Origin of the sequence: Collinsella sp. CLA-AP-H1 (assembly GCF_040092945.1) — a bacterium.
GTDB lineage: Bacteria > Actinomycetota > Coriobacteriia > Coriobacteriales > Coriobacteriaceae > Collinsella.
In genome coordinates this window covers 1-11,933 of the sequence record NZ_JBBNKO010000019.1, presented here as the reverse complement: position 1 = coordinate 11,933, position 11,933 = coordinate 1, and the positions used below count along the sequence as shown (strand labels likewise).

General features: G+C 58.0%; 11 protein-coding genes and 5 tRNA genes. 14 read left to right on the top strand and 2 right to left on the bottom strand.

Annotated elements, in window-relative coordinates; genetic code table 11:
- Positions 1-104 precede the first annotated feature (104 nt).
- From rlmB to rplA, 14 genes are all read left to right on the top strand, one after another.
- A complete protein-coding gene (gene rlmB, locus AAAV44_RS09040; RefSeq protein ID WP_349115380.1) occupies positions 105-1,025 on the top strand; it encodes a 23S rRNA (guanosine(2251)-2'-O)-methyltransferase RlmB in 921 nt (306 codons plus the stop codon).
- 3 nt (positions 1,026-1,028) lie between these two features.
- Complete coding sequence (locus tag AAAV44_RS09035) at positions 1,029-1,706, top strand: NYN domain-containing protein (RefSeq protein WP_006234978.1); 678 nt, start codon at positions 1,029-1,031, stop codon at positions 1,704-1,706.
- Positions 1,707-1,931: 225 nt separating this feature from the next.
- Positions 1,932-2,006 (top strand) — tRNA-Thr (locus AAAV44_RS09030).
- Positions 2,007-3,160: 1,154 nt separating this feature from the next.
- Positions 3,161-3,853, top strand: coding sequence for a hypothetical protein (locus AAAV44_RS09025; protein ID WP_349115379.1), 693 nt, complete (start codon positions 3,161-3,163; stop codon positions 3,851-3,853).
- A gap of 585 nt (positions 3,854-4,438) precedes the next feature.
- A tRNA-Tyr gene (locus AAAV44_RS09020) sits at positions 4,439-4,520 on the top strand.
- 10 nt (positions 4,521-4,530) lie between these two features.
- Positions 4,531-4,606 (top strand) — tRNA-Thr (locus AAAV44_RS09015).
- A gap of 3 nt (positions 4,607-4,609) precedes the next feature.
- Positions 4,610-4,686 (top strand) — tRNA-Met (locus AAAV44_RS09010).
- Positions 4,687-4,782: 96 nt separating this feature from the next.
- Positions 4,783-5,973, top strand: a complete 1,191-nt coding sequence (tuf, locus tag AAAV44_RS09005) for an elongation factor Tu (protein ID WP_035137538.1) — start codon at positions 4,783-4,785, stop codon at positions 5,971-5,973.
- 279 nt (positions 5,974-6,252) lie between these two features.
- Complete coding sequence (gene rpmG, locus AAAV44_RS09000) at positions 6,253-6,402, top strand: 50S ribosomal protein L33 (protein WP_022093895.1); 150 nt, start codon at positions 6,253-6,255, stop codon at positions 6,400-6,402.
- 13 nt (positions 6,403-6,415) lie between these two features.
- Positions 6,416-6,491, top strand: a tRNA-Trp gene (locus AAAV44_RS08995).
- Between the two features lie 76 nt (positions 6,492-6,567).
- Entirely contained in the window at positions 6,568-6,906 is a 339-nt protein-coding gene (secE, locus tag AAAV44_RS08990; protein WP_006234983.1) for a preprotein translocase subunit SecE, read from the top strand.
- 3 nt (positions 6,907-6,909) lie between these two features.
- A complete protein-coding gene (gene nusG / locus AAAV44_RS08985) occupies positions 6,910-7,446 on the top strand; it encodes a transcription termination/antitermination protein NusG (protein ID WP_099432095.1) in 537 nt (178 codons plus the stop codon).
- A gap of 120 nt (positions 7,447-7,566) precedes the next feature.
- Positions 7,567-7,995, top strand: a complete 429-nt coding sequence (gene rplK, locus AAAV44_RS08980) for a 50S ribosomal protein L11 (protein WP_022093893.1) — start codon at positions 7,567-7,569, stop codon at positions 7,993-7,995.
- 117 nt (positions 7,996-8,112) lie between these two features.
- Positions 8,113-8,820, top strand: a complete 708-nt coding sequence (gene rplA, locus AAAV44_RS08975) for a 50S ribosomal protein L1 (RefSeq protein WP_022093892.1) — start codon at positions 8,113-8,115, stop codon at positions 8,818-8,820.
- Positions 8,821-9,107: 287 nt separating this feature from the next.
- Here rplA and AAAV44_RS08970 read toward each other — a convergent pair whose 3' ends face one another.
- Positions 9,108-9,818: a metallophosphoesterase family protein gene (locus tag AAAV44_RS08970; RefSeq protein WP_349115378.1), complete on the bottom strand. Its 711-nt coding sequence runs from the start codon at positions 9,816-9,818 to the stop codon at positions 9,108-9,110.
- Positions 9,815-11,731, bottom strand: coding sequence for a BMP family ABC transporter substrate-binding protein (locus tag AAAV44_RS08965; RefSeq protein ID WP_349115377.1), 1,917 nt, complete (start codon positions 11,729-11,731; stop codon positions 9,815-9,817). Before AAAV44_RS08965 ends, AAAV44_RS08970 begins: the two co-directional genes overlap by 4 nt.
- Positions 11,732-11,933 lie beyond the last annotated feature (202 nt).

The window sequence follows — 11,933 nt, the reverse complement described above, 5'->3', positions numbered from 1 at the left end:
AGAGGAGGGCATAGACCTGGTGGTCATGCCCGACGATTGAAAGGCAAGGTGCCGTGGCTCGGACGGTCGATTCTTGTTCGTTATCTATTTAAGGAGGCCGTCCTATGGCCGACAATCGCAAGCGTGCGCCTCGTGGCGGCAAGCAGGCTGCTTCTGGCTCGCGTCCGATTCGCCGCAACGACCGCGCTGCCGCTCCCAAGGGTCAGCGCGAGCGCTCCCAAGCCCAGGCTGCGCGTCCGCAGCGCGATCGCAACCGCGACAACGTTCAGGCTCCCAAGGGCGAGTTTATCGAAGGTCGCCGTGCTGCCGCCGAGGCGCTGCGTACCGGCTTTCCCGTCAAGTGCGCGCTCATCGCTGAGGGCGGGGAGCGCGATGCCGCCTTGTCGCGCCTGGTCGACGACCTCAACGCTGCAGGCGTCCGCATTAAGTATGTGCCGCGCGCGCAGCTCGATGCGCTGTCGAGCCATGGCGCTCACCAGGGCATTGCGCTCGAGGTGGGCAATTTCCCCTATGCCGATGTTGCCGATATCCTCGACCGTGCGGGCGACGGTCCGGCGCTCGTCGTCGTGCTCGACCATGTGACCGACGACGGCAACTTTGGCGCCATCGTGCGCTCCGCCGAGGTCGTGGGCGCGGCGGGCGTCATCATTGCCAACAAGCGCGCCGCCGGTGTGACCGTCGGCAGCTACAAGACTTCTGCCGGCGCCGTCATGCACCTGCCCATCGCACAGGTTCCCAATATCGCCCGTGCGCTCGATGACCTCAAGGCCGCTGGCTTTTGGGTGGGTGGTGCCTCCGAGCACGCCGAAGGCAGTTGCTGGAATGCTCCCTTCGAGGGTCGCGTGGCGCTCGTCATGGGCTCCGAGGGCGACGGCATCTCGCGCCTGGTGCTCGAGAAATGCGACTTTTTGACCAAGCTTCCCCAGCGCGGCATGACCGAGAGCCTCAACGTTGCCCAGGCGACCACGGCGCTGTGCTTTGAGTGGCTGCGTCGCAACGCCGGCGAGCTCATGGGGGAGGAGTAGCGCATGTCCAAGAAGAACCGCGCCAAGTCCAAGGCCAAGCGCTTTGGCGAAGGCTCGGCCAAGCCGATTGTTTCGGCCGCGACCTATGGCGTGGGCGGCAATGCGTTTGCGCAAGCCATCGCCGATCCGGTCTCGACGGTGCACTCCAATAAGCCCGAGCTGCTGGTGGTCGACGGCTACAATGTGATCCACTGCACGCCACGCTACGAAAAGCTCGTATACGACCATTCCGACGATCCGTATTCCAGCGACGTTCACGATATGGCGCGCACCGCCCTCATCAACGACGTGGCGGCGTTTGCCCAGGGCCGCTACGAGGCCGTGATCGTGTTTGACGGTGCGGGCAATATCTCCAGCGAGCGCCCCAACCTGCCGGCCCGCGGCGTGCGCATCGAGTTTTCGCCGACGGGCGTCTCTGCCGATACCGTGGTACAGAAGCTCTGCATCGAGGCACGTGAGGAGGGCCGCGCGTGCTCCGTGGTATCGAGTGACGGCACAATCCAGGCCGTCGTCATGGGCAAGGGTGTTACGCGCATCTCGAGCCGCATGCTGGTGGACGAGATCAAGCAGATCGATAACGACGTTCACGAGGCAGAGGAAGCTCCGCAGATCAAGATGACTCTGGGCAGTCGCCTGAGCCCCGATGCCCTGGCCAAGCTCAAGGCTCTGCGCGGGAGGTAGGTAAACCTTCTATGGGGAGCCGCTTTCTCGATTGACCAACCAACTGGTTTGTAATCAATGGGTTGCGGCTTGGCATCGCCAAAACGAATAGTTTTTGGTTCTGGCGAACAGATAAAACTATTCGTTCTGACGAAGAGTTTTGAGATGTGGTCGGTCAAAGGGTCTGTTGCGCCTCGTCAGCAATTCCTTTATTCTTAATTGGCTTCGCGCGAAAGCGCCAAGTGTGCCAGTGTGGCGCAACGGTAGCGCAACTGATTTGTAATCAGTGGGTTGCAGGTTCGATTCCTGTCACTGGCTCCATGAGAGTTTCGGGCCCTGTTCCCTTGTGGGACAGGGCCCGTTTCTTATGTGTGCCGGAATCGAACCTGCGAGGGTGCGAGCGTCAAGCGAACGCGGAGCGTTCGTAGCGAGCGGGCGAGGATGCCGGCAGGCATCCGAAGCCGGAGCGGATTCGCGAAGCGAATACGCGGACTTCCTGTCACTGACTCCATGAGAGTTTCGGGCTCTGTCTCGTGTGGGACAGGGCCCGTTTCTTGTATATGCGGCTATATTCGATTACCCGCTGTCAGTTTAAAAGCCGCGAGGTACAAGATACCGCCGATAACGTACATGCAGGCATCAAGCGGATCTGGGGTACTGAACTCGAGCAGTATAGGCGCAAGTACTTCCCAGCAGATTGAGCATCCCGCCGATAATGCCAAACTGCTCGCAAGGCTACATATCGGCGTTTTCCCGCTCACCGTTTCGCAGAGGACGTTTACGTAGGCGGGAAAAATGATTCCTCCGCACAGATCTCCAAGCTGATAATGGGCGAAGTCGTAGGGGAGGAAAAAGTCGAAGCTCGTTATATATCTGTTAACGAGATATGCGATGCCGGCAAGCAGCGGCAGAAGATTTGTGCTGGAAATGAGCGCAGATCTGAATCGTTTAGCCACAGACCGCAAACAACGTCAGGCCAAGGCAAACGCCCAAAGCGATGATGATGATCTGGCTGCAGCCGTTACCCGGGGGAACCATGACACTCTCTTTCTCGATACAATTACTGAATAAAGTATGCCACAGTCAGCAGCGTATTTGTTGAGCAACAACCTGTGGCAGACGCCGTGCTATTCGGCTTTGTATCGCCTAAAGCGTCAGTCGAATGATCGGGCGCCTGTCGTGATGGCTCTCGACAATGGCGTGAGCACCGTCGACGCTCGTGACGGGCTATCGGTAGAACACATCATCTGGCTTCGAATAATGAGGGCGAGTGCGAGTATTGGTGTTCCTCGAGACGCTCATTGCGCTCACCGATTAATGGGAACCCATTGGGGCTCATTACGTAGCCCGATTTAAACTGCTGACTTGGGTGCTGCATGCATTTCGCATGGTCGTGGAAGGCTGCGCAACCGCCTGACGCTATTTATGAGTCATGAGCTGTTTCGGTTATGCGAGATATCGAAAGGAATTCTAGGATGACTGTAAATCTGAAAACAATAAAAGATGCGATGAGCCTTGCGGCGAAGGTCCTGGTTGCGGCCGCGGACGTCATTGATGGCGCAAAGCAACTCGGTGTCGATGTTGATGCCGTCGGTGGTGCCGTAAAGGGTGCGGCTGATGGCGCCGCTAATGGCGCACGCGCCGTTGCCGATGGTATTGGTATGGGGCTCGGCGTCGCGGCCGATGGCGTTGGCGCGGCAGTTGGCGCGCTGGGTGGCGCTGCGAAAGCGTTCCAGGACTCAAGAGAAGCCGCCGAGGCTCGCAAGAAGATTAATGCTGCAAGGCAATCGATTTTCGAAAGTGCGTCGACGGCGATGCCTCTGCACGAGTTTGTCTGTCGACAGGGTAAAACTGCCGATGCGGCATTTAACGGTTTCGATATGCCTGGCTGCTACCTTATCGCAAAGTATCAAAAGGGCGATCACGATAAGAACTACAGTGACTATCTGGGAATTTATGTGGGCTCAAGCGAGCATATGTCGGATGGTGTCGTATCCACGCCCACACGTTCTGGCGATCCGGATGTCTATGCCGATTACAAGTATCATCAAAACGTGATGCTGTTCGTGTTCCCCTGCGAACTGAAAGACCTCGATGAACGTCGCGAACTCCTGCTGCGATCGTTTGAAGGCAGCAGGCTGTACAACGGAGCCGACATGCGGGCATAGGGTTCTGCAACCGTTCATTACTCAACATTATTCTAATTGGTAACAGCGAGCGGTCGAAAAAGTGTCCAGCTGTTACAGATTGAGATATAGAGTCGGGTTAGCTGAGAAATGTCTCGATCTGTAACACGAAGGGGCGGAAAACCGTTCGTACTGTTACAGAATGAGACGTAAGCTGGGGTCTCTGCGTAATATCTCGATCTGTAACAGATAGGGGAGAAAGTGCTCTCTAAATGTTACAGATCGAGACAAAGGCCGGACCGGTCCCGGTCATCCTGGTCGGTCGTGGCGTGGAAGCCCGATTGCGACCTAAGTAATAGTGCAAGAGGGCCGTTATCGAAGGTCGATGCTGTAGACGTACTCCACCGTGCCAAAGTGTTCCCTCGTGAAATGTCACCAGCGCAGCCAAATCCACCGCCCTTCATATCTAAACTAAACAAAACCACAGGTCAAAAGTATATAGATACGCCCGGCACCGTGTATCTAGAGGTTTTCGTTGACAGCCCCCAAGGTGGCATCGTATTATCTTCTTCGTTCGCGGGGGCGGCGGTCCAAAAGACCAAAGGACCTGCGGATACTTGAACGATTGGGAGTTTGCCCGAGTGGTTAATGGGGACGGGCTGTAAACCCGTTGGCTCTGCCTACATAGGTTCGAATCCTATAGCTCCCACCCGTCAAGTGCCTGTATAGCTCAGTCGGTAGAGCACTTCGTTGGTAACGAAGAGGTCACCAGTTCAAGTCTGGTTGCAGGCTCCATCCGGCGGTGTAGCTCAGTTGGTTAGAGCACACGGTTCATACCCGTGGCGTCACTGGTTCGAATCCAGTCACCGCTACCATAGGTAACACGGTGGCTTCTCAATAGTATGTTGAGAGGCCACTATGGTATAAAGGCAAAGTCCCGTCCGGGGACGACCTGTTTAGAGGAGGGCTTTATGGCCAAAGAGAAGTTTGAGCGCACTAAGCCGCATGTTAACATCGGCACCATTGGTCACGTCGACCACGGCAAGACCACGCTGACCGCTGCCATCACCAAGGTTCTCTCCGAGACCGAGGGCTGCAAGGCTGACTTCACTGCGTTCGAGAACATCGACAAGGCTCCCGAGGAGCGCGAGCGCGGCATTACGATTTCCGTCTCCCACGTTGAGTACGAGACCGCTGCCCGTCACTACGCTCACGTTGACTGCCCGGGCCACGCTGACTACGTCAAGAACATGATCTCCGGTGCTGCTCAGATGGACGGCGCTATCCTGGTCATCGCCGCTACCGACGGCCCCATGGCTCAGACCCGCGAGCACATCCTGCTCGCCCGTCAGGTCGGCGTTCCTTACATCGTCGTCTTCCTGAACAAGTGCGACATGGTCGACGATGACGAGCTCATCGACCTCGTCGAGATGGAGACCCGTGAGCTCCTCTCCGAGTACGATTTCCCCGGCGACGACATCCCCGTCATCCGTGGTTCCGCTCTGGGCGCTCTCGAGGGCGACGCCAAGTGGATGGACGCCATCCGCGAGCTCATGAAGGCCGTCGACGAGTACATCCCGACGCCTGCTCGTAACAACGACCTCCCCTTCCTGATGGCCGTTGAGGACGTTATGACCATCTCCGGCCGTGGTACCGTTGCTACCGGCCGTGTCGAGCGCGGTGAGCTCAAGCTCAACGAGCCCGTCGAGATCGTCGGCATCAAGGATACCCAGAACACCGTCGTTACCGGTATCGAGATGTTCCGTAAGTCCATGGACTTCTGCGAGGCTGGCGACAACGTCGGTCTGCTGCTCCGCGGCATCAAGCGCGAGGACATCGAGCGCGGCCAGGTTCTCTGCAAGCCCGGTTCGGTTACCCCGCACACCAAGTTCACCGGCGAGATCTACGTTCTGACCAAGGAGGAGGGCGGCCGTCACACCCCGTTCTTCGATGGTTATCGTCCTCAGTTCTACTTCCGTACCACCGACGTTACCGGTACGGTCAAGCTCCCCGAGGGCACCGAGATGGCTATGCCTGGTGACCACATCACCATCGAGGGCGACCTCATCCACCCGATCGCCATGGAGGAGGGCCTGCGCTTCGCTATCCGCGAGGGTGGCCACACCGTCGGTTCGGGCATCGTATCCACGATCATTGAGTAAATTAGCTCTTTGATATCGCTGACTTAGAGAACCCGGCACTTATATGGGTGCCGGGTTCTTTTCTGCAATGGATATTGAGCCGTTGCTGGTGTCGAGAGGATCGATAATGGTCCTGGGTGCACCGTCGATTAGATCTCGTTGGCTCCATTGATGTGTTCCAAATATGAATGGGTTCACCGAGAACCAATTGATTCGAGGTTTTCGTTGACAGCACTTACGTAGAGCTGATAAAGTATCAACTCGTGCCCGTACGGGGCGGAAATGAAAGGTTCAGGATACATGCGTACTCTAGTTACTCTTGCGTGCACTGAGTGCAAGCGCCGCAACTATACGACCACCAAGAACAAGTCGACCATGCCTGATCGTATGGAGATCAAGAAGTATTGCCCCTGGTGCCGTCACCACACGCTGCACAAAGAGACTCGCTAGTCTCTAGTCACATACGCCAGTAGTTCAATTGGTAGAGCATCGGTCTCCAAAACCGAGTGTTGAGGGTTCGAGTCCTTCCTGGCGTGCCAGTCATTATTCCGTAAGCTCCCAATTGGGGGCTTACGGTTTACTCATGTATAAGCGCATTGCGCGGAGGTAACCCAAATGGCCAACAAGAAGAACAAGAAGAAGGCTCAGCAGCAGGCGCCTGCCAACAACGCTGCCGCCAACTCCAAGGTTGAGGCCAAGAAGGCCGTTGCCAAGAAGAACGAGAAGGCTGCGAAGTCCAAGAAGAACGAGAAGCCTGGTTTCTTCGCCCGCACCAAGAAGTATTTCGCTTCGGTCAAGTCCGAGATGAAGCGTGTCACGTGGCCCGATAAGAAGGAGCTCGTGAACTACTCGGTCGTCGTTTGCGCTTCTCTGATCGTCGTCGGCGTCGTCATCGCTCTGCTCGATGCTGGCTTTGGCGAGGCTCTTGCTCTGTTCTCTGGATTGAGGGGCTAAACCATGTCTAAGCGTTGGTACGTCGTTCACACTTACTCTGGATACGAGAACCGCGTTAAGTCCGATCTCGAGCATCGCATCGAGACTATGGGCATGCAGGACCGTATCTTTGATATCGAGATTCCTATGGAGCGTGTCACCGAGATTAAAGAGGGTGGCAAGCGTGAGACCAAGGATTCCAAGATCTTCCCGGGTTATGTCCTGGTTCGCATGGAGATGGATGATGATGCTTGGACGTGCGTTCGTAACACGCCTGGCGTCACCGGTTTCCTGGGCGGCAACGGCAAGCCCGCTCCGCTTTCCCGCGACGAGTACAACAAGATGACTCGTCGTCCCGGTAAGGGCGATTCGCCCAAGCGCACTTCGGTTGATATTGAGGTCGGCACGTCCGTCCGCGTCACCGATGGCCCGCTTACCGACTTTGATGGCAAGGTCTCCGAGGTTAACACCGAGGCTGGCAAGCTCAAGGTCACGCTGATGATCTTTGGCCGCGAGACGCCGGTCGAGCTCGACTTTAACCAGGTCGCTGTCATCGCTTAAGTTTTCGTCCGTTCGCGCGAGCGTGCTTCTTCTGTGACTGCTCATCTCAGGAGTGCTTCTAACACGTGCGTGCTTACGATATAGCAAGTACTTCACACTCGTGATTCGAAAGGAATGACCATGGCTGAGAAGAAGGTTGCCAACGTCATTAAGCTCCAGATTCCTGCTGGTGCAGCTAACCCCGCTCCTCCCGTCGGCCCCGCCCTGGGCGCTGCTGGCGTGAACATCATGCAGTTCTGCCAGGCCTTTAACGCCGAGACGCAGGACAAGAAGGGCGACATCATCCCCGTTGAGATCTCTGTCTACGAGGATAAGTCCTTCTCCTTCATCACCAAGACCCCGCCGGCGGCTCACCTCATCAAGAAGGAGCTGAACCTCAAGTCTGGTTCCGCTAAGCCCCAGGCCGACAAGGTCGGTCAGCTCTCCCAGGAGCAGCTCACCAAGATCGCCGAGATCAAGATGCCGGACCTCAATGCCAACGACATTGACGCCGCCAAGAAGATCATCGCCGGTACCGCCCGCTCCATGGGCGTCACCATCGCTGAGTAGCGATTTCTTTAGGTAATGACGGGTGCTCCGACCGGGGCGCCCGTTATATGTGTGCAATAGGGCACACGATACGATGTGGGAGGGCTCACGCCCGTTTAACCACAGGAGGTAATGCACATGGCTAAGCATGGTAAGAGCTATAACGCCGCTGCCGAGAAGATCGACCGCGCCACGCTCTACACACCCCTTCAGGCTGCCAAGCTCATCAAGGAGCTCGACACCGCCAAGTTCGACGAGACCGTCGAGGCCCACTTCCGTCTGGGCATCGATACTCGTAAGGCTGACCAGAACATCCGTGGTTCCATTTCCCTGCCCCACGGCACCGGCAAGACCGTTCGTGTTGCCGTCTTCGCCGAGGGCGAGAAGGCTCGCGAGGCCGAGGCTGCCGGCGCCGACATCATCGGTTCCGACGAGCTCGTCGCCCAGATCCAGAAGGGCGAGATCAACTTCGACGCCGCTATCGCTACGCCGAACATGATGGCCAAGGTTGGCCGCATCGGTAAGATCCTTGGTCCCCGTGGCCTCATGCCGAACCCCAAGCTCGGCACCGTGACCATGGACGTCGCCAAGATGGTCTCCGAGCTCAAGGCCGGCCGCGTTGAGTACCGCGCCGACCGTTACGGCATCTGCCACGTGCCCCTGGGCAAGAAGTCCTTCTCTGAGCAGCAGCTCGTCGAGAACTACGCTGCCCTGTACACCGAGATTCTGCGCGTCAAGCCCTCTTCTGCTAAGGGTAAGTACGTCAAGTCCATCTCCGTGTCTTCCACCATGGGCCCTGGCGTCAAGGTCGATCCCGCTGTCCAGCGTGACTTCCTGGCTGAGTAACTAACAGTTACTGCCTGAGCAAAGCAAGCATTGCTAAAGAAACCCGGTTCTGCCTCGTGCAGGACCGGGTTTCTTGCTATCTCGGGCCAAAACCACCACAAAGGGGACAGGCACCTTTGTGGTGGTTTTGGCACTTTGGCGTCAATGTTATGGCATCGCAGCGAGCCGGTTCCAAGTGCCCCAGGTCGCCCCGAAAGAGGAGCGACGCGTACTTTGGTACGCGAGCGACGGCTTGAGGGTCGAGATGGGGTGCTTGGGGCCGGCGCAGCGTCAAGCCTTAAAGGTGGTTACCAGGGTGTTCTGGCGGTAGAGGACTCGATGGCCTTGTGGCGCTTGAGCTCGCGGCGCATGGTTTGCGAATTGAGCCAGGCTGCCTGCCAGCCACGGATGGGGTAGCGCGCTTCGTCAAGCTCAAACTGCGTATAGCCGCAGGCGTTGATAATCGTCGTCCCGCACGCGTGTTGCCGCTCGCGCTGAAAATCGGGACCGTAGCTCTGATGCACATGCCCGTGCACCATGTAGTCGGGATTCCAGGACTCGAGCGCTGTGTTAAAGCATTCGAATCCTCGATGTGCCAGATCATCCAGATCCCCTATGCCGGCGGCGGGCGCATGGGTGAGCAAGATGTCGCAGCCGCCGACCATCCTCACTTTGCGGGACAGCTTGCGCATGCGCTTGGCCATCTCGCGCTCGGTGTACATGTTGGCGCCATCTCGGTAGCGCATGGAGCCGCCAAGCCCCGCAATGCGGACGCCGCGATACACGTACACGGTGTCTTCGACACAGATGCAGCCGCCCGGTGCATGACGTGCGTAGCGGTCATCGTGATTGCCGCGCACGTAGATGAGCGGTTTGTTGATGACGGTGACCAAAAACTCAAGATAGTCCGGGTCCAGGTCGCCAGCGGACAAAATCAGGTCGACACCCTCAAAGCGTTCCTTGTGAAAGCATTCCCAAAGGCATCGTTCTTCGGTATCGGCTACGGCAAGGATCTTCATAGGGCGCGAACTTTCGGCTCATCGTTGGGCTGCGGAATGGCGCCTACCACGTTGTCGGCCAGCCAGTCCATCTCGACGATTTGCGTGCTCGGCAGCGGGGGAAAGCCCTCGATCTGCACCACGCCGTTCTGGCTGTGGAGTTCGCCGCCAAATGGATTGATGGAACCCTCGACGATGCCATTGCGGAGCAGCTGAACGAGCTTGCGCGTCTGATAGGGCAGGCCCGGAGCGTAGCGAATGTCGATAACGCCCGAGCTCATGCCATACCAGTAATTGACGGCGCGAACCTGGCTGTCGTCGCTGGTCTCGTCCCACGTGCCATGCAGCAAGCTGCGCACGATAAGCTCGTAGTAACGGCCCCAGTTCCATACCGGCATGGCGATGCCGGTGACTTTGCCATCGACCAGGCGGTGGAGTCCGTAGGCCGTAGGGTCTTCGAGCGACTTGGACATGTCAGCGCCGGTCATAACACTCACGCCTTCGCGGCACATGGCCTCGGCAAGACCGCCGGCGGGCACATCGCCCCAGGTGAGGATTACCTGCGCGCGGGGGTCGAGCAGCGAGGCGCCAATCGCAAAGGCGTTGATTTCGCTGAGTGCGCCCGAGGCGAAGACCGATGCGTGGTAACCAATGCGATGGTTGTCCGCCATGCTGGCGGCAAGGGCGCCCAGCAGGAACTTGGCCTCATACATCTTGCCAAAGTACGAACGCACGCTTTGGTGGGGAAGGCCGATGGAGCAGTTGAGGAATCGCACCTGGGGATACTCAACGGCGGCCCTGAGCGTATATTCCATCAGGCGGTGTGAAGTCGAGAAGATGGCCTTCGCCCCGTGCTTGACGGCGGTCTCCACGGCGGCGTAGAACACGTCCGGATCGTGGCAGTCCTCGAATGCCTCGGTGCGCACGATGCCGCCAAAGTGCTCGTCGAGATACTGACGCCCTTGGTCGTGCAGGCTGTCCCAGCTCGATGTGGCGCAGGGGAATTCATGGATAAAGGCGATGCGCAGAGGGTTGGCTGCCGAGTAGACGGTCTTGCCCATAAAGAAGTTGAGCACGCCGGAGGTGGACTTGGAGGGTGACTCCTCCTCATCGACGCTCGGTGCCTCGACAAGATCGACCTTCTCCTCATCACTTTTGCCGGCAATGACCAACTCGCGCCAAATCTTGCACAGGCGGTTTACGACGATGTCCGTCGGCGTGTCCAGCAGACGGTCTTGGTTGTACACATTGAGGTAGACGAGCATGGCGTCGGCGGGTGTAATGTCCAGGTGGTCGCCGCCCGCGCGAAGGTAGGCACGCTTGAAGAGTAGGAAGGTGTGGCGCAGGTAGTCGACCTTTTTCTGCGGCCATTTTTCGATAAGGTTCTGACCGAGCATCTTGGCGAGCGTCTCGTAGCTTCCCTCACGCGAGAACTCGATCTCGTATAGGGGACAGACGCGCCAAAACGCGCAGAATTCACCGTACAGGCGGCTTTCGACGGAGTCCCATTTGCCGGGGTAGAGACGGGTGACCTTGGCCGAAACCGTTGGGGCGTCCAGGAATTTGAGGACGCTGACGCGCTTGTTGCCCTCTTGGACATAGAACCGATGCATGAACTCGGTGACGATGATGGGGTCGCGATAGCCCTCGGTCACCTGGATGTCGTAGAGGTTGGACCACTTGCGGGCGAACTCGGTGTTAAACGGCAGCAGGGGCATAAAGTTACACGAAAAGGCAGACTGGCGGCCTTTGGTGACCGTGCCGACGACCATTTCGAGCGGAATGTCCCTCAGGCCGACGCTCTCTCGCTGACCCAAGGGGAGCTGGGCAACGAGGCTGTCGAGGTCCGTAAGGTACGGGTGCTCGCTTTGACTAATGGCGCGACGGCGTCCCTGCTCGCCGCGCTTGCGTGCTTGACGATAGGCCTCTTCCATGGTGTCTACTCCCTTAGTCGTTTAAACAACGATATGAACCATGGTACCACGATGCGAAACCACCACAAAGGCGCCTGTGAACTGCGCCCCGAAACTTGGACTGAATAAATAGCGACTACGCCGCAAGGGCCTGGTTCCGGAACTCCTCCGGCGTCAGGCCCTTCAATCTTACCTGCCTGCGCCGCGCGTTCCAATGGGCTAT